The sequence below is a fragment of the Armatimonadota bacterium genome (assembly GCA_031460175.1).
Taxonomy (GTDB): Bacteria; Sysuimicrobiota; Sysuimicrobiia; order Sysuimicrobiales; family Sysuimicrobiaceae; genus Sysuimicrobium; species Sysuimicrobium tengchongense.
The window spans coordinates 34323-51460 of record JAVKGW010000003.1 but is presented as its reverse complement, the minus strand read 5'-3'; the positions used below and the strand labels follow the sequence as shown (position 1 = coordinate 51460).

The following is a 17138-nucleotide window of genomic DNA, read 5'->3' as shown; positions in this document are numbered from 1 at the left end:
ATGGTTCCGTGCAGGCCCAGACCGTCCGCATCGGAACGGCGGAATTTCCCGCCCTCGGCCTTGGGACCTGGCAGTGGGGCGACCGGTGGGTCTGGGGCTTCGGCCGCGGATACGGCGAGCCGGACCTGCGGGGGGCTTTCCTCGCCTCGATCCGTGGCGGAGTGCGGCTGGTGGACACCGCGGAGGTGTACGGAGGTGGGTACGCGGAGCGCCTGCTGGGGAAGCTCCTGCGGGAAACGCGGGCGCCGGTGCTGGTGGCCACCAAGTTCATGCCGTTCCCCTGGCGCCTCACCCGGGCAAGCCTCCTGCGGGCCCTGCGCCGGAGCCTGCAACGCCTCGGGATCCCGAAGGTGTTCCTCTACCAGGTGCACTGGCCCTTCCCGCCCCGCCCCGTGGAGTTCTGGGCCGAGGCGCTCGCGGACGCTGTCGAAGAAGGCCTGTGCGAGCACGTGGGCGTCTCCAACTTCAGCACGGACCAGGTGCGCCGGGCCGCGGACCGCCTCGCCCGCAGGAGCGTGCGCCTGGCCTCCGTCCAGGTGTCCTACAGCCTCACCGACCGCGGTCCCGAGCGCAACGGCCTCCTGGAAACCTGCCGCGCGCTGCAGGCCGTCCTCCTCGCCTACAGCCCCCTGGGGATGGGCCTGCTCACAGGAAAGTACGGCCCCGGTAACCTCCCCCCGGGCTTCCGGCGGGCCCGCTTCGCCCGGCAGCTGCGTCGGTGGTCGGCCCTCCTGCGCGCCCTGGGAGAAGTCGCCCGGACCCGTGGCAAGACCCCCGCGCAGGTGGCCCTCAACTGGCTCGTGCTGCGCGGGGCGGTGCCGATCCCGGGCGCGAAGAACGCCCGCCAGGCCGAGGAGAACGCGGGAGCGCTCGGCTGGTCCCTCACCACCGAGGAGGTGGCACTTCTGGACTCCGCCGCAGGACCCCCCTGACCCTGGCCGCATGGCGTGGCGGCCGGGAACTATCCGCCGTACTCGTAGAACCCCTTCCCCGTCTTGCGTCCGTGCAGGCCCGCGAGGGCCATCTGCTTGAGCAGCACGGGCGGGGCGTACTTGGGGTCCTTCAGTTCCGCGAACATGGCCTCCGCGATGTAGTAGGTGGTGTCGATCCCCACCAGGTCCAGGAACTCGAACGGCCCCATGGGGTGGTTGAGGCCCAACCGCACCGCGGTGTCGATGTCTTCCTTTGAGGCAAGCCCCCGCTCCAGGGCCCGCACCGCCTCAAGCAGGTACGGGAGGGAGAGGGAGTTCACGATGAACCCGGGGTAGTCCTTCGCCACCACCACGGTCTTGCCCAGGGACTCCGCGAAGGACCGGCAGATCTGGACGGTTTGCTCGCTGGTGAGCTGCCCGCGCACGAGCTCCACCAGCCGCATCACGGGCACCGGGTTGAAGAAGTGCAGGCCACAGAACCGGTCCGGACGTTTGGTCACGGAGGCCATCTCCGTGATGGAGAGCGAACTCGTGTTGCTGGCGAAGATGGTGTGCGGGGGACAGATCCCGTCCAGGGCGCGCCACAGCTCCTTCTTGAGGTCCATGTTCTCCGTGATGGCCTCGATCACGAGATCGCATTCCCCCAGGTCCTCCAGCCGCGTGGTTCCCTGGATCCGGGTCCAGGCCGCGTCCCGCTCCTCCGGGGTGATCTTCTGCCGCTCCACGGCCCGAGCCATGGACTGCTCGACCCGCCGCAGGCCCCGTCGCAAGAGGTCCTCGCTCACCTCCCGCACCACCACCCGGTACCCGGACCGGGCACACACCTCCACGATGCCGGACCCCATGAGGCCACACCCCACCACCCCCACGCGGCCGATCGTCATCTCCCTCACCTCCTTTTGATCGGGTTGGCTTTCCGCACGCGGCCTCCAGGGGGCAGCGATCTCCACCACGACCTCCTCCTGCCCGCGCTCGTCCAGCGCGTACCAGGCGTCGTAGCCCTCCCGGGGGATCTGCTCCAGGGCCGTCCGCAGCATCCGGTGGTGACGCTCGATCACTTCCGGACCCACCCGGCGCTCCCGGGATCCGTCCCGGACAAGACACGTCTCCCGAGAGGTAAGGAATACGAGGGCCACCACGGGAACCCCTGCCTGGCGGGCCAGACTCCGCAGCTCCCGCCGGACCCGGGGGGAGAGGGCGGTGCTGTCCGCCACGGTGAGCCGCCCCAGGGCGAGGCGGTGGCGGATGATTTCGTAGAAGAGCTGGAAGGCCCGACCGCTCACCGCCAGGTTCGATTCGTCGTCGCTGATCATGGCCCGACACCCGTCGCTGCTCACGATCTGCGTGGGGGAAAACCACTTCCGCGCGAAGGTGCTCTTGCCGCTCCCCGCGGGACCCACCAGAACCACCAGGGCGTTGCCGGGGATCGAAATCCGTCTCACGCCACCACGGCGTGCACCAGAGGCCGGAAGCGGGGCGCTTCCGGCCCGATCCGGTAGGCCGTCCGGACGTGTCGGGCGGCCTCCATCCCGGTTTCCTCGCTCCGGCACAGGAGCCGGGCGAGGGGCTGGCCCGCCTCCACCCGGGCTCCCACCTTCGCCTCCACCCATAGGCCCACCCCGTGGTCGATGCGGTCGTCCTTGCGCACCCGGCCTGCCCCCAGGATCATCGCGGCCCGGCCCACCGCTTCTGCGTCCATGGCCTGCACGTACCCGCTTTCAGGCGCCAGGACCTCCACGACCCGCGGCGCCCGGGGAAGCCGGCGGGGATCGTCCACCACCGCGGGATCTCCCTCCTGCGCCTCGATCATCTCCGCCAGTTTCCGGAGCCCCGCCCCGTCCCGGAGGCGCGCCCGCAGCAGCTCCTTCCCCTCCTCCTCCGTCCGGGCCTGCCCGGCCAGGAGGAGCATCTGAGCGCCCAGGGCCAGACAGAGCTCCACCAGGTCCTCGGGGCCCTCTCCCCGCAGGGCTCCGATGGCCTCCTCCACCTCCACGGAATTCCCCACCGCGCGCCCCAGGGGCTGGTCCATGTCGCTCACCACCGCCACGGTTCGCCGCCGCAGTTGCCGCCCGATCTCCACCATGAGCCGGGCCAGATCCAGGGCGTCCTCCACCCGCTTCATGAAGGCGCCGCTCCCGGTCTTCACGTCCAGCACGATGGCGTCCGCCCCGCCCGCGAGCTTCTTGCTCATGATGCTGCTGGCGATGAGGGGCACGCTGTCCACGGTGGCGGTCACGTCCCGCAGCGCGTACAGCTTCTTGTCCGCGGGCACGAGCTCCTCGGACTGCGCCACGATGGCGCAACCCACCCGCCGCACCTGCTCCACGAACCGGTCCACGGAGATCTCCGTGCGCAGGCCCGGGATGGACTCCAGCTTGTCCAGGGTCCCGCCCGTATGGCCCAGACCGCGGCCCGACATCTTGGGGACCTTCACCCCGCACGAAGCCACGAGCGGCACCACCACCAGGGAGGTCTTGTCCCCCACCCCGCCGCTGCTGTGCTTGTCCACCTTCGGACCGGGAACGCCGCCGAGGTCCAGCATCCGGCCCGAGCGGGCCATGGCCAGGGTGAGGTCCGCGGTCTCCCGGTCCGTCATCCCGCGGAAGTACACCGCCATGAGCCAGGCGCTCACCTGGTAGTCGGCCACCTCGCCCCGCACGAACCCGCCCACCAGGAACTCCAGCTCCTCCGCGGTGAGCTCCTTGCCGTCCCGCTTCTTGCGGATCAGGTCGTACGGCCTCACGCGATCCTCCCTCCGGAACCCCAGGACCCCACCGGACCCTCCTCCCGCCGCCGGAATCTTTCCGGCAGGGCCGCGGCCGGCTCCGCCCCTCGCATCCAGCCCCACGTCCGCCGCACGGTCCTCTACAGATCCAGCTCCCGTACGATCCGGCGCACCAGCCGCACGAACCGTGGCTCCAGCTCCCTCGCCACCCGCAGCACCTCCTCGTGGGTCACGGGCTGCACCACTTCTCCCGTGGCCATGTCCGTGATGGCGCTGATCCCCAGCACCCGCATCCCCAGGTGGCGGGCCGCGATCACCTCAGGGACCGTGGACATCCCCACGGCATCCGCGCCCAGCAGCCGCAGCATCCGGAGCTCCGCCGGGGTCTCATAAGAAGGGCCCAGGACCGCCACGTACACCCCCCTGCGCAGCGGGATCCGCTCCTCCAGGGCGCACCGCTCCGCGAGCGCCACCAGTTCCGGGTCGTAGGCCCGGGACATGTCCGGGAACCGGGGGCCCAGGCGCTCGTCGTTGGGCCCGAGGAGGGGGTTGGTCGCCTGCAGGTTGATGTGGTCGGAGATCACCATCAGGTCCCCCGCCCGCCACTCCCGGTTGAGCCCGCCCGCGGCGTTCGTCACCACGAGCAGACGACAGCCCAGGGCGTGCAGCACCCGCACCGGAAAGGCTACCTCCTGCGGGGAGTAGCCCTCGTAGAGGTGGGCCCGGCCCCGCAGGATCGCCACGGGCTTCCCCTCCAGGCGGCCCAGCACGAGCTCCCCCGCGTGTCCCTCCACGGTGGGCCGGGGGAAGTGGGGGATCTCCGCATAGGGCACCGTGCCCGTCCGTTCCACGTGATCCACGAGGGCCCCAAGCCCCGTCCCCAGCACGATGCCGATCTGGGGACGGAACGGCACCCGGGCCCGGATGGCCGAGGCCGCCTCCTGCACGGATTCCCAGGTTCCGCTCATGGCCGCGACATCCGGTCCCGGGGATGGGCGCGGTCGAAGGCCTGACGGAGGTGCTCCCGGGTGACGTGGGTATAGATCTGGGTGGTGGCGATGCTGGCGTGGCCCAGGAGCTCCTGAACCGCCCGCAGGTCCGCCCCGCCCTCCAGCAGGTGCGTGGCGAAGGAATGACGGAGCACATGAGGGCTGACGGGGGAAGCGATCCCCGCGAGGCGCGCGTACCGGCGCAGCATCCCCCACACCCCCTGCCGGCTCAGCGGCCTTCCCGCCCGGTTTACGAACAGCGCCCGGGTCTGCCGCCCCCGCAGCAGCGCGGGCCGTCCCAGGTTCAGGTAGGCCTCCAGGGCCCGCACCGCGTAGCTTCCCACGGGCACCACCCGCGGGCGGCGGCCTTTGCCCGTGACCCGCACGAGCTCCGCCTCCAGGTCCACGTCTCCCACCTCCAGCCCCACGAGTTCCGCGACCCGCAGTCCGCTGGCGTAGAGCAGCTCGAGGATGGCGCGATCCCGGAGTCCTTCCGGGCTCCGGGCGGAGGGCTGCGTCAGCAGGCGCGCCACCTCTTCCCGGGAGAGGACCTTCGGGAGCGGGCGGCGGCGTCTGGGCCCACGGACATCCTCCGTGGGATCCGTGTTCGCCTCACCCTCCTGGACCAGGAACCGGTAGAGGGTCCGAAGGGCCGAAAGCCGCCGCGCCACGGTGGCCGGGGACATGCGCCGGTGCCGGAGGGAGAACAGGTAGAGGGTGACCTCCGCCCGCGAGACGGCCCGGAGATCCGTCACGCCCCGCGCCCGCACGAACCGGGCGAAGTCCACGAGATCCGTCCGGTAGGCGGCGCAGGTGTGCGGGCTGCACCCCACCTCCAGCCGCAGATGATCCAGAAAGGCGTCCACGGGCCCGAGCAGCCCATCCAGCCCCTCATCCCCCATGGCCGACACCCCGTTGCTTGGCCGCCAGCAGGATCCCCAGGATGCTCTTCGCGTCCCGGATCTCCCGGCCGATCATGCGCAGGGCCTCCGCGAGGGGCACCCGCACCGCATGCAGCATTTCCTCGTCTCCCGGAGGTCGAGGCCGAGGCCGGAGATCCGTGCAGAGGTAGAGGTGGACCTGCTCCGTGAGGAACCCCGGAGAGGGGAAGAACGTGAGGAGGAACGCCGCCCGGCCCGCCTCCACGCCCAGCTCCTCCGCGAGTTCCCGGTTCAGGCACTCCTCCACGGTCTCCCCGGGCTCCAGGGTGCCCGCGGGGATCTCCAGGGTCCATTGATCCAGGGCCCGGCGGTACTGCCGCACGAGCAGCACCTCGTTCTGCTCCGTCACCGGGACCATGGCCACCGCGCCCCGGTGCTCCACGATCTCCCGGGTGGCGATCCGTCCGCTTGGAAGCCGCACCTCTTCCACCCGGACCCGCACCAGCCTCCCCTCGAAGGGATAGCGGAACGAGAGGACTTCCTCCGGCCGGTCCGCCACTCTGACCTCCTAACGGCTGGGGGTTAGGCCGTGCACGTCCGCGGGGAGCGCCTCCCGGCGGCGTTCCGCATACGCCAGGGCCGCGGCCACAAAGGCCCGATACAGAGGGTGCGGGCGGGTGGGTCGGGATTTGTACTCCGCGTGGAACTGGGTCCCCAGAAACCACGGATGGTCCTCCAGCTCCACGATCTCCACCAGGTTCTTTTCGGGGTAGACGCCGCTCACCCGCAACCCCCGCTCCACCAGCCGGGGCAGGAGTTCGTTGTTGACCTCATAGCGGTGGCGGTGTCGCTCCCACACCACCAGTTCCCCGTAGGCCCGGTGCGCCAGGGTTTCCGGAACTAGGTGACAGGGGTAGCTGCCGAGCCGCATGGTTCCGCCCTTCTCCCGCACCGCCTTCTGCTCGGGCAAAAGGTCGATCACGGGATACGGGCTGTTGGGATCCACCTCCGTGGTGTTCGCGCCTTCCAGGCCGCACACGTTTCGGGCGAACTCCACCACCGCCCACTGCATCCCGTAACACACGCCGAAGAACGGGACCTTCCTCTCCCGCGCATAGCGGATGGCCCGGACCTTTCCCTCCACGCCCCGGCTCCCGAACCCCGGGCACACCAGGATGCCATCGAAACTCCGGAGGCGTTCCTCCACCTCCTCCTGAGGGAGGACCTCGAGATCCTCCGCGTCCACCTTCACGATCTCCACGTGGACGTTGTTCGCGATGCCGCCATGCCGCAAGGCCTCCACGATGCTCACGTAGGAGTCCTCCACCCCCATGTACTTGCCCACCAGGGCGATCCGCACCCGGTGGCGGGGGTGCTTGAGGCGGTGGACCATCTCCCGCCACTCCTCCAGGTCCGGCTCCGTGTCCGGGAGCCCGAGGGCCCGCGTCACGAGCCGACCCAGCCCTTCCTGTTCCAGGATGAGGGGGACTTCGTAGATGGTCTCCGCGTCCCGCGCTTCGATCACCGCCTCCGGCTCCACGTCGCAGAACAGCGCGATCTTCTCCCGCACCGCGGGCGTGAGGGGCAGCGGGGTGCGGCAGACGATGATGTCCGGCTGGATCCCGATGCTGCGCAGCTCCCGCACGGAGTGCTGGGTGGGCTTGGTCTTGAGCTCCCCGGACCCCGGGAGGTGCGGAACCAGGGAGACGTGCACGTACAGACAGTTCTGCTCCCCCACCTGCCGGCGGAACTGCCGGATGGCCTCCAGGAACGGCAGGCTCTCGATGTCGCCCACCGTCCCGCCCACCTCCACGATGACCACGTCCGCGCCGCTCTGCTCCGCCACCCGCCGGATCTCGTCCTTGATCTCGTTGGTGACGTGCGGGATGATCTGCACCGTGGCCCCCAGGTACTCCCCCCGGCGTTCCCGCTGGATCACGGCCCCGTAGATGCGGCCCGTGGTGGTGTTGTTGTCCCGGCCGAGATTCGCGTCCAGGAACCGCTCGTAGTGGCCCAGGTCCATGTCCGTCTCCGCCCCATCCTCCGTAACGAAGACCTCCCCGTGCTGGTGAGGGTTCATGGTGCCCGCATCCACGTTCACGTACGGATCGAACTTCAGCATGGTGACCCGCTGACCGCGTGCCACCAGCAACCGCCCCAGGGACGCGGCGGTGATCCCCTTCCCCAGGCCGGAAACCACGCCGCCCGTGATGAAGATGTACTTGGTCAAAGCAGGACCTCCTACCCCTGTGGATTCTATCCGCGGCCCTTCCCCCGGACAAGCGACGGCGCAGCTACCGGGAAGGAGCGATCCGGTGACGCAGGAGCAGCTCCCGCGCGTGCCGCCGGCTCATCTCCGTAGGCGGATCTCCCGCCAGCATCCGCGCGATCTCCTCCACCCGCGCATCGCCCTCCACCCGGTGGACCTCCGTGCGGGTGCGGCCGCCGGCGGTGACCTTGCGGATGACGTGGTGGACGTCCGCCTGCGCCGCGATCTGGGCGAGGTGGGTGACGCACAGGACCTGAGCCCACCGGGCGAGGGCGGCAAGTTTCGCGCCCACCACGTGGGCGGCGTGTCCGCCGACCCCCGCGTCCACCTCATCGAAGACCATCACGGGCGTGGGGCGAGCCTCCGCGAGGGCGCTGCGCAGCGCCAGCATGAGGCGGGAGAGTTCCCCGCCGGAGGCCACCCGGTGCAGCGGCCGGGGAGGTTCTCCGGGGTTGGCGGAGAAGAGGAACTCCACGCGATCCGCGCCCCGCGGGGTGAGCTGAAGCCGCCGCGGTTCCCCGTGGTCCGGAAGGAGCACCGGCACCCCTTCGGGATCCTCCCGGACCTCGAAGGCCACCAGGAAGCGGGCTTCGGGCATCCCCAGCGCCCGGAGGTGCTCCTCCACGGATCGCTCGAGACTCCGGGCCGCCCTGCGGCGCGCCGCACTCAGAGCAGAGGCGGCCCGCCCCAGGGCCTCCTCCGCAGCCTGCAGGGCCTCCTCCACCTCCGCGCGATGCAGCTCGAGGTTCTCCAGCTCCGCGATCTCCCGCAGGGCCCGGTCCCGGTACGCGAGGATCTCCTCCACCGTGTCCCCGTACTTGCGCTGGAGGGCGCGCAGGGTCTGGAGGCGCGCTTCCACCTCTTCCAGCCGGCGGGGATCCGCCTGCACCTCCTCCGCGTATCGCCGCAACTCCAGACCCACCTCGTCCAGCTGGACCTGCACCGCCTCCAGCGCTTCCACGAGGGGACGGAGCTGCGGATCCCATGAGGAGGCCTGACGCAAAAGCGCCGCGGCCCGGCCCACGAACCGGACCGCGCCCCCCTCCCCGTACAGGGCCTCGTACGCGCCGCCCGCGGCCTCCGCGAGGCGGCCCGCGTTCACCAGCCGCGTCCGGATCGACTGGAGCTCCTCCAGCTCCCCGGGCCGGGGCCGGACCGCCTCGATCTCCCGCACCTGCCAGTGGAGGAGGTCCAGGCGCTGTGCCCGCTCCCGCTCCGTGCGATCCAGCTCTGCCAGGCGCGCCCGGAGCCCGGACCAGCGCCCAAAGGCCTCTCCCACCTCTTCCCTCAGCCTTCGCACCGTCTCGTCCCCCGAGGCGTCCACCAGCTCCAGGTGCGTCCGGGGTTCCAGCAGCCGTTGCCCCTCGTGCTGCCCGTGGATCTCCACGAGAAGACTCCCGATCTCCCGCAGGGTTCCCACGGTGACCGGGGTTCCGTTCGCGTACGCCCGGCCCCGGCCTCCGATCTCCCGCACCAGGACGAGGAACTCGTCCTCCAGGGGGATCCCTACTGCGTCCAGGGCCGCCCGGGCCTCCGGGGCCCGGGAGAGTTCGAAGACCACCTCCACCCGGGCCTCCGCCGCCCCGGTGCGAACCACATCCGAACTCACCCGGTGCCCGAGACACGCCCCCAGGGCGTCCAGCAGGATGGATTTGCCCGCGCCCGTCTCGCCCGTGAGGACGTTGAGGCCGGGGCCGAACTCCACCCGCACGTCCTCCAGGAGGGCGAAGTTGCGTGCGTGGAGCTCCCGGAGCACTACCGCCCTCCCCAACCGAACTTCCTCCGGAGGAGATCGTAGAACGAGGGCGGCCGCAGCCGCACCAGCCGCGCCCGCTCCTCGGCTTCCCGAACCTCCACCCGATCTCCCGGCCGGAGGGGGATCCCGACCTGCCCGTCCACGGTCAGCCAGACGTCCTCCACGTCCTCCGCCACCTCCAGGGTGGCCACGTCCGAGGCGTCCAGCACCACGGGGCGGGCGTTGAGGGTGTGGGGGCAGATGGGGGTTACCACCAGGGCCCGAACCGTGGGGCTGAGGATGGGGCCGCCCGCGGAGAGGGAGTACGCGGTGGACCCCGTGGGCGTAGCCACGATGAGGCCATCCGCGAGGTAGGTGGCCAAGTGCTCGTGGTTCACAAAGGCGCGGATGGGCATGAGGCGCGCGTACCCGCCCTTGGTGATCACCACGTCGTTGAGGGCCAGGGCCCGGTGCACCGCGTGGCCCTCACGCCGCACGCAGGAGGCGAGCATCATGCGCTCCTCCACCGCGTACGAGCGCTCCAGCAGCCGGGGCACGGCTGCCGGAAGCTCCTCGGGTTGCAGCTCCGCCAGAAACCCGAACCCGCCCAGGTTCACGCTGAGGATCGGCACCCCCCGGGGCGCGCTCAAGCGGGCGGCCCGGAGGATGGTGCCGTCCCCACCCGCGGCCACCAGGGCGTCCGCGGTTTTGATGATCCCCTCCTCCTCCTCCCCCAGCTCCTCCGCGCCCAGAAGCCGGGCGCTCTCCCCGTTCACCCGCACGACCACGCCCCGTGTCCGCGCCGCCTCCATGGCCTCCCGCAGGAAACCAGCGGCCTCCGGGAGCTCCTCGAGCTTCTCCGGGTTTATGAAAAACCCGATGACCTTCACGGAATCCTCTGGGCCTCCTCCACGGCTGCCTCGATCTCCTCTTCCGGCAGGGAAGGACTCGCCCCCTTCCGGAACAGCACGAGGAACTCCGCGTTTCCCGCATCTCCCCGAATGGGAGACGGCACCACGGCTTGGGCGCCGAGTCCGTGCTTGGACAGCTCCTCCACCACCTTCCGGATCACGGCCCGGTGCACCTCAGGATCTTGCACCACCCCCCTTTTGGCCACCCCCCGGCCCGCCTCGAACTGCGGCTTCACCAGGGCCACCACGGCCGCGCCCTCCCGCAACAGGGGGATTAAGGGCGGCAGGGCTCGGGCGAGGGAGATGAAGGAGACGTCCGCGCACGCGAAATCCAGCACTTCCGGGATGAGGGCCTGGGAGAGGTCCTTGGCATGGGTCCTTTCCAGCACCACCACCCGGGGATCCGCACGCAGCCTGGGGTGGAGCTGGCCATGACCCACATCCACCGCGTACACCCGCTTCGCCCCGTGCTGCAGCAGGCAATCCGTGAATCCCCCGGTCCCGGCCCCGAGGTCCAGGGCCACCGCGCCCCGTACGTCCAGGCGGAAATCCCGCAGGGCCCGCTCCAGCTTCAACCCCCCCCGGCTCACGTACGGGTGATCCGGACCCCGCACCTCCAGGATCGCCTCCTCCGGCACCGGGGTCCCGGGCTTGTCCACGCGCCGTCCATCCACGAACACCCGGCCCGCCAGCACGTATGCCTGGGCCCGCTCCCGGCTGGGCGCGAGGCCCCGGCGGACCAGCAGCGCGTCCAGCCGCTCCTTCCTCCGGGCCGCGTTCACCATGCCCGCTCCACCGCGAACCGCGCGAGGCACCTCAGGACCTCCGCCCGTTCCCCCAGGGGCTCCAGGGCCTGCAGGGCCTGCTCCATCTCCATGCGGCTCAACCGCCGGGACTCCTCCAGGCCGAACACCCGTGGATAGGTGGCTTTCGGGAGGGCGGATTCCTCCTCCGCGTCCAGGACGTCGTCCGCGATCTGGAAGGCGAGCCCCAGGTGTTCCCCGTACGTGGTGAGGGGATCCAGGTCTCCCCAGGAGCCGCTCAGGATGGGGCCCAGGCGCGCACAGGCCCGGATCAAGGCCCCCGTCTTCCGGCGGTGGATCTCGGCCACCCGGTCCGCGGGAAACCGTCCCTGCTCCGCCAGCAGGTCCAGGACCTGGCCGCCCACCATGCCCGTGGGGCCGATCGCCTCCGACACCTCCCGGGTGGCCCAAGCCACCCGGTCCGCCGGGATCCCGTCTTCCACGAGCCGCGCGAGCCAGCAAAAGGCGAGGGCGTGGAGGGCATCCCCCGCGAGGATGGCCATGGCCTCCCCGAAGGCCACATGGCAGGTGGGCTTTCCCCGCCGCAGGTCCGCGTTGTCCATGCTGGGCAGGTCGTCGTGGATGAGGGAGTACGTGTGGATGGCCTCCACCGCGCACGCGGCCCGCAAAGCCCGCTCCGGAGGGAGGCCGCACGCCTCGCTGCTCGCGAGGACCACGAGGGGACGAAAGCGCTTGCCCGCGCCGAAGACACTGTGCCGGATCGCGCGGTGGAGCACGCCCGGTTCATCCTCCTCCGCGGGGAGCCAGCGGTCCAGGGCCTCCTCGATGCGGGGGCTCCACGTACGGACGAACCCTTCGAGGACCGCCTCAGTACCGGATGGAAAATCCATGCTCTCCCCGCGGCTCCTCCCAGCGCACCCGGAAGTCCTCCACCCGCGCGGCCCGGGGTCCCTGGCGCATGGCCTCCAGGAAGCGCGTCACGGCCTCCGGGTCTCCCTCCGCCACGATCTCGAGCCCGCCGTCCGGAAGGTTCCGGGCGTAGCCGCAGACCCCCAGCCGCTGTGCCCAGTCCACCGCGAAGAACCGGAACCCCACGCCCTGCACCCGGCCCCGGAGGATGGCGTGCGCGCGCACCCGTTCACCCACGGCCCGAACTGCCCAGAAGCGCCATCCGCTCCCGGTAGATCCGGCCCAGGATCCCGTTGATGAACCGGCTGGAATCCTCCGTGCCGTACCTGTGCGCCAGCTCCACCGCCTCGTTGATGACCACCGCGGGCGGCGTGTCCGTGTGGAGGAGCTCGTAGAGGGCGAGACGCAGGATGGCGAGGTCCACCCGGGCAAGGCGATCCACGGACCAGTCCTCCGCGTATCGGCCGATGAGCTCGTCCGCCTCCGAGCGGTGCTCCCAGGCTCCCCGCGCCGTCCGCACGATGAACTGCCAGGCGTCCTCGTCCCACCCGAACCCCGGCGTTCCCTCGTTGGTCACGGGCCCCTCCACGTAGTCCGCGATCACCTGCTCCAGGGGCCGGCGGCCCACCTCCGCCTGGTAGAGGATCTGAAGGACGGCTTCCCGGGCCTTGCGGCGGCTGCTCATGGCCCTCTACCGCACCCGCTCCAGGTACTGCCCGGTCCGGGTGTCCACCCGGACCCGATCCCCCACCTCCACGAACAGCGGCACCTGGACCGTGGCCCCCGTCTCCAGCTTTGCGGGCTTGCTCCCGCCCTGGGCGGTGTCGCCCCGCACCCCGGGCGGGGTCTCCACCACCAGGAGCTCCACGCTCGTGGGGAGCTCCACCTCGATGGGAGCCCCCTCGTGGAAGACCACTTCCACCTCCATCCCCTCCTTCAGGAACCGCGCGGCCTCCCCGACCACGGAGGCGGGGATGGAGAGCTGCTCGTAGGTCTCGGTGTCCATGAAGGTGAAGTTGGCCTCGTCCCGGTACAGGTACTGCATGGTCCGGCTCTCCAGGATCGCGAGCGGCACCCGCTCTCCCGCGTTGAACTTCCGCTCGATGGTGGCCCCGGTCCGCAGGTTTCGGATCTTGGCCCGCACGTACGCGGACCCCCGGCCGAGCTTCACGTGCTGGGCCTCCAGCACCGTGTAGAGCTCACCCTCCAGGACGATGTGCACGCCGTATCGGAGATCGTTCGTGGAGATCAACCCTGCTCCCTCCCCTGCCTCCGAGGTTCCGTCCGTATGGTACCAGAGAGACGGGGCGGGTTGAACGCGATGGTGGCAGAGGTCACGGCCGATACACGAGGCTGAGGTTCCCGCCCATGCGACGGGCGTCTTCTAGGGCCTCCTCCGCCCGTCGCAGCAAGGTCTCCGCGTCCGCCGCGTGCTCGGGGCAGGAGGCGATCCCGATGGTCACGCACAGCGCGTGGGAATCCGGGCCTGCTTCGAAGGGACCCGCGGATGCAGCCCGCTCCCGCACCCGCTCCGCGGCCACCAGGGCCTCTTCCGGCCCGGTCTCGGGCAGCAACACCGCGATCCGGCCCCCGCCCACCCGGTAGCGGGTGTCCGTGGACCGGAGCATGCGGGCCAGCATCTCCGCGATCTCCTCCACGGCCCGGTCCGCCGCCTCCGGGCCGTAGAGGCGGGCGAGGTCGTCGTAGGCGTCCAGCTCGACCAGCATGAGGCTCAAGGGCCGGCCGTATCGCAGGGAACGTTGGACCTCCAGAGGCAGGATCAGGCGGAAACCGGAGAGGTCGAACTCCGGCGTCCCGCGCGCCGTCGAAACGGAGGCGGGCTCCGGGCGGGGGTGCTTCCCGTCGTGCCAGGCGGCCAACACGAGCGCGGCCCGATCGAAGGCTTCGTCGAGGGCTTCCCGGATCGGTGGAGCAAGGCCTGCGAGGGTCCTGAGGGCGGCCCGCCGGAAGAGCAGCAAGAGCTCCAGGGGCTCCGCCACGGGGCCCACGGGAGCCCCCTTCACGAGACCCAGGACGGCCTCCTCAATGGCGGGGGCCCGGCCATACAGGAACTGCTCCGTGGCCTCCACCAGAGCCTGGCCCCACCCACGGAGGGCGTGTTCGGACCGAACCCGGCTCGATCCTTCCCGCACGAGCCGCAGCCAGGTCTCCAGGATCCGCGCGCGGTCCGTGGCCCGCACCGCTGCTCCCTCAAAGCCCGAAGGCCCGCAGGTACGCGTGGAGGAGCTGGGTCCCCCACTCCATCCCCACGAACCCTCCCAGAGCAAGGGCCGGGCCGAAGGGGATGAGGTCCTTCCGGCCCTTGCGGCCGGTGAGCAGGAGCACCAGGGCCACAAGTCCCCCGAAAAGAACCCCCGCGAACATGCCCACCACGATGTTCGGCCAGCCCAGAAAACACCCCAGCATGGCCGCGAGCTTGATGTCCCCTCCCCCCATCCCCCCCGGACTCACGAGGGCCACCGCCAGCAGCACCCCGCCCGCGCCGATCCCCGAAAGCAGGGCGCCCACTCCCCCCGGGAGCCCTCCTCGGGCGAGGGAGAGCAAAAGCCCCAGGACCATCCCGGGGAGGGTGAGCCGGTCCGGGACGATCCGGTGCTCCAGGTCGATGAAGAACACCGCCACGAGCAGCACCCCCAGGGCCGCGGTGCTCACAGCGTCCCAGCTCAACCCGTGGCGGAACGCCGCGTAGGTGAAGATCAGGCTCACCAGGAGCTCCACCGCCGGATACCGCCAGGAGATGGGCCGCGAGCACGCCGCGCACCGCCCCCGCAGGAGCACGAAGCTCAAAAGCGGCACGTTCTCCCACCAGCTCAGCCGGTGCCCACAGGCCGGGCAGCGGGAGGGGGGCCAGACCACGGACTCACCCCGGGGGATGCGGTGGATGAGGACGTTGGTGAAGGAACCGAAGATGGCACCCAGGACGAAGGCCACCAAAGCCATGCCGAACTAGGGGGCGGGCGGGGGTTGCGGAGGAGGACCGGGAGCTGGACGGACGCCGCGCGACAGCACCTCCACGTCCCGGGTGAGTTCCAGGAGCCTGGGGAGCAACCGCCCCGCCGCCTCCCAGTCCCCCCTGGACTGGTACAGCTCGTAGAGCAGGAGATGGGCGCCGAGGTGTCTGGGGTCCGCGGCGATGGCGGCCCTGAACTCCCCCTCCGCCAGCCGGTCGTAGCCCTCCCCGTACGGGACGAGCCGGCCCCGCCACAGCCGCCAGGCCACGTAGTACGCGTAGCCCAGCCGGAAGTGGGCCTCCGCGTTCCGGGGTTCGGCCTCGGCGGCCTGCCGGAGGGGAGCGATGGCCTGTTGGAAGGACTGTTCGGTGGGGTACAGGAGCACGGGCGCGAACTCCTGGGCGGAAAGGGGGGCCGCGAGGAGCACCAGGGCGGCTACGGCTCCGAGTGTTCTCTTCACGGCCCCCTCCCCGCTATGGCACCGCGGTGAACTCCCACGTGTCGCTAGCGACCGGCGGGTTCGGTGCCGTCTTCACGGCCGTGACGCGCCACTGGTAGGTCCGCGGGCACGGGTTCGGATCCGTCCACGTAACCAGCGCGGACGTGTTGGTGGCCCCGGCCACCACCGTGCTGCCCACCAGGTTGCCCGTCGGTTTGTCGTAGACGTCGACCCGATAACTGGTCGCGTTCAGCACCACGGTCCACGTGAAGAGGACAGACCTCGTCCCGTTCGCCGCACAGGCTGCCGCGCCGAGGGCCACGGTTGAGCCGTTCGGCGGGCTCACGAGGAACGGTTTCTCCACGGTCATGGTGAAGGTGGAGAAGCCGCTCCAGAAGACGTTGGAGTTCACGTGGGCGCCCACCCGCCACCGGTACTGAAGCGCAAGCTCGGGCCGGCACACCACCGTCTCTGTCGTCTGGCTCGCGGTCACCGTGCGGCTCAGGAACAGGGAGCCGTCCGAGGCCCGGTACACCTCCAGGGTGTAACTCGTGGCATTCTGGACGTCCGTCCAGTCGAAGTTCACCCGGCCGTTGTCGGGCGCCTGGCACTCGATGGTCGCCCCATCCGGCGGGGAGATGAGCTGGGGAGCGTTGACGCCAGACACCATCGTGAAGGTGAAGAATCCGCTGAACACCGTATTCCCATTGACGTTTGCCCCTACCCGCCACCGGTAGGTGATGGCTCCGTTCGGCTGGCACGGAATCGTCTCCGTAGATTGGCTTGCTGTCACGTTCCGGCTCACAACCAGGGATCCATCCGAAACCCGGTACACCTCCAGCGTGTAGCTGCTAGCATTCTGGACGTCCGTCCAGTCGAGCAGCACACTCCCATTCGTCGGAGTGCTGCACTGAACCGTCGCCCCGTCCGGCGGGGAGATGAGCTGGGGCCCGCCTCCTCCGGGAGCGCCCGAGACGCTGAAGGTCCACACCGGGCTCTGGACCGGCGGATTGGGGAAGTTCTTGACGGCGGTCACCTGCCACCGGTAAGTGTCCCCACAGAAGACCTGGATCTCTGTGCTGGTTCCGGTGACGCGAGCGGTTGCTGCCACCTCGCCCCGCCCGTTCCACACGACCAGGTTGTATTCGGTCGCGTCCCGCACGACGGTCCACGAGAACCGCACGTTAACCCGGGGCGGCGTGGTACAGCTCACCGTATCTCCGTCCCGCGGGGTGATCAGGCTGAAGGTCTCCCCCGTCAGGGTGAACCGCCGTCTCGGGGTCCAGTAGCTCGATCCACCCGGGTTCGCCGCCACCTGCCACGAGTAGCTGGCCCCGCAGGGGAGCTGCAATTCGATGGTCGTGTCCGTGGTCGTCCGCGTCAGGAACTGCTGCCCCGAGGCGTCGTACACCACGATGGTGTAGCTCCGGGCCGCCGCCACCGGGGTCCAGCTGAACCGCACCACCCCCGCGTCCACCGAGGAGCAGCTGATGACCGCGTTGTCCTCAGGCGCCAGCAGCCGGAGCCCCAGGGACTGCTCGCAGGCCGCGAGCACCACCAGGGCCACCACCGGCAGGCTCAAACCCCGCACCGTTTTCTGCGTCAGCCGCAT

The 17138-nt window shown here is 70.5% G+C and carries 18 protein-coding genes; 1 reads left to right on the top strand and 17 read right to left on the bottom strand.

Annotation, left to right across the window (positions count from 1 at the left end; all coding sequences use genetic code 11):
• Nucleotides 1-8: 8 nt before the first annotated feature.
• A complete protein-coding gene (locus QN206_05075) occupies nucleotides 9-932 on the top strand; it encodes an aldo/keto reductase (protein ID MDR7614178.1) in 924 nt (307 codons plus the stop codon).
• A 29-nt stretch (nucleotides 933-961) separates the two neighbouring features.
• Here the strand turns inward: QN206_05075 and QN206_05070 are convergent, their stop codons facing one another.
• The 17 genes from QN206_05070 to QN206_04990 form a co-directional block, all read right to left on the bottom strand.
• Entirely contained in the window at nucleotides 962-2374 is a 1413-nt protein-coding gene (locus QN206_05070; GenBank protein MDR7614177.1) for a 3-hydroxybutyryl-CoA dehydrogenase, read from the bottom strand.
• Nucleotides 2371-3675: a pyrimidine-nucleoside phosphorylase gene (locus tag QN206_05065; protein ID MDR7614176.1), complete on the bottom strand. Its 1305-nt coding sequence runs from the start codon at nucleotides 3673-3675 to the stop codon at nucleotides 2371-2373. Before QN206_05065 ends, QN206_05070 begins: the two co-directional genes overlap by 4 nt.
• Before the next feature lie 122 nt (nucleotides 3676-3797).
• Nucleotides 3798-4625 carry a purine-nucleoside phosphorylase gene (locus QN206_05060; GenBank protein MDR7614175.1) on the bottom strand — a complete coding sequence of 276 codons (828 nt, stop codon included), beginning with the start codon at nucleotides 4623-4625 and terminating at the stop codon, nucleotides 3798-3800.
• Nucleotides 4622-5548 carry a site-specific tyrosine recombinase XerD gene (gene xerD / locus QN206_05055; GenBank protein ID MDR7614174.1) on the bottom strand — a complete coding sequence of 309 codons (927 nt, stop codon included), beginning with the start codon at nucleotides 5546-5548 and terminating at the stop codon, nucleotides 4622-4624. Before xerD ends, QN206_05060 begins: the two co-directional genes overlap by 4 nt.
• Nucleotides 5538-6086: an NUDIX hydrolase gene (locus QN206_05050; GenBank protein MDR7614173.1), complete on the bottom strand. Its 549-nt coding sequence runs from the start codon at nucleotides 6084-6086 to the stop codon at nucleotides 5538-5540. Before QN206_05050 ends, xerD begins: the two co-directional genes overlap by 11 nt.
• A gap of 9 nt (nucleotides 6087-6095) precedes the next feature.
• Nucleotides 6096-7757 (bottom strand): CTP synthase, encoded by a 1662-nt coding sequence (locus QN206_05045; GenBank protein MDR7614172.1) that lies wholly within the window; start codon nucleotides 7755-7757, stop codon nucleotides 6096-6098.
• 64 nt (nucleotides 7758-7821) lie between these two features.
• On the bottom strand, nucleotides 7822-9567 hold the full coding sequence (gene recN / locus QN206_05040; protein ID MDR7614171.1) for a DNA repair protein RecN: 1746 nt from the start codon (nucleotides 9565-9567) through the stop codon (nucleotides 7822-7824).
• On the bottom strand, nucleotides 9552-10421 hold the full coding sequence (locus QN206_05035) for an NAD(+)/NADH kinase (protein MDR7614170.1): 870 nt from the start codon (nucleotides 10419-10421) through the stop codon (nucleotides 9552-9554). Before QN206_05035 ends, recN begins: the two co-directional genes overlap by 16 nt.
• On the bottom strand, nucleotides 10418-11257 hold the full coding sequence (locus QN206_05030; GenBank protein ID MDR7614169.1) for a TlyA family RNA methyltransferase: 840 nt from the start codon (nucleotides 11255-11257) through the stop codon (nucleotides 10418-10420). Before QN206_05030 ends, QN206_05035 begins: the two co-directional genes overlap by 4 nt.
• Nucleotides 11221-12096: a polyprenyl synthetase family protein gene (locus QN206_05025; GenBank protein MDR7614168.1), complete on the bottom strand. Its 876-nt coding sequence runs from the start codon at nucleotides 12094-12096 to the stop codon at nucleotides 11221-11223. The genes QN206_05030 and QN206_05025 overlap by 37 nt, the downstream gene beginning before the upstream one ends.
• A complete protein-coding gene (locus tag QN206_05020) occupies nucleotides 12074-12352 on the bottom strand; it encodes an acylphosphatase (GenBank protein ID MDR7614167.1) in 279 nt (92 codons plus the stop codon). Before QN206_05020 ends, QN206_05025 begins: the two co-directional genes overlap by 23 nt.
• Nucleotides 12345-12800, bottom strand: coding sequence for a transcription antitermination factor NusB (gene nusB / locus QN206_05015; protein ID MDR7614166.1), 456 nt, complete (start codon nucleotides 12798-12800; stop codon nucleotides 12345-12347). Before nusB ends, QN206_05020 begins: the two co-directional genes overlap by 8 nt.
• Before the next feature lie 6 nt (nucleotides 12801-12806).
• Nucleotides 12807-13367, bottom strand: a complete 561-nt coding sequence (efp, locus tag QN206_05010) for an elongation factor P (protein ID MDR7614165.1) — start codon at nucleotides 13365-13367, stop codon at nucleotides 12807-12809.
• A gap of 82 nt (nucleotides 13368-13449) precedes the next feature.
• On the bottom strand, nucleotides 13450-14316 hold the full coding sequence (locus QN206_05005) for a GGDEF domain-containing protein (protein ID MDR7614164.1): 867 nt from the start codon (nucleotides 14314-14316) through the stop codon (nucleotides 13450-13452).
• Between the two features lie 10 nt (nucleotides 14317-14326).
• Complete coding sequence (locus QN206_05000; GenBank protein MDR7614163.1) at nucleotides 14327-15076, bottom strand: prepilin peptidase; 750 nt, start codon at nucleotides 15074-15076, stop codon at nucleotides 14327-14329.
• A gap of 6 nt (nucleotides 15077-15082) precedes the next feature.
• Nucleotides 15083-15547: a hypothetical protein gene (locus tag QN206_04995; protein ID MDR7614162.1), complete on the bottom strand. Its 465-nt coding sequence runs from the start codon at nucleotides 15545-15547 to the stop codon at nucleotides 15083-15085.
• A gap of 13 nt (nucleotides 15548-15560) precedes the next feature.
• Nucleotides 15561-17138: a hypothetical protein gene (locus QN206_04990; protein MDR7614161.1), complete on the bottom strand. Its 1578-nt coding sequence runs from the start codon at nucleotides 17136-17138 to the stop codon at nucleotides 15561-15563.

Excerpts from the sequence above, each read along its gene's own strand:
- QN206_04990 (MDR7614161.1), bottom strand. The coding sequence starts at position 17,138 with ATGCGGCTGACGCAGAAAACGGTGCGGGGTTTGAGCCTGCCGGTGGTG.
- QN206_05060 (MDR7614175.1), bottom strand. The coding sequence starts at position 4,625 with ATGAGCGGAACCTGGGAATCCGTGCAGGAGGCGGCCTCGGCCATCCGG.
- QN206_05025 (MDR7614168.1), bottom strand. The coding sequence starts at position 12,096 with ATGGATTTTCCATCCGGTACTGAGGCGGTCCTCGAAGGGTTCGTCCGT.
- nusB (MDR7614166.1), bottom strand. The coding sequence starts at position 12,800 with ATGAGCAGCCGCCGCAAGGCCCGGGAAGCCGTCCTTCAGATCCTCTAC.
- xerD (MDR7614174.1), bottom strand. The coding sequence starts at position 5,548 with ATGGGGGATGAGGGGCTGGATGGGCTGCTCGGGCCCGTGGACGCCTTT.
- QN206_05000 (MDR7614163.1), bottom strand. The coding sequence starts at position 15,076 with ATGGCTTTGGTGGCCTTCGTCCTGGGTGCCATCTTCGGTTCCTTCACC.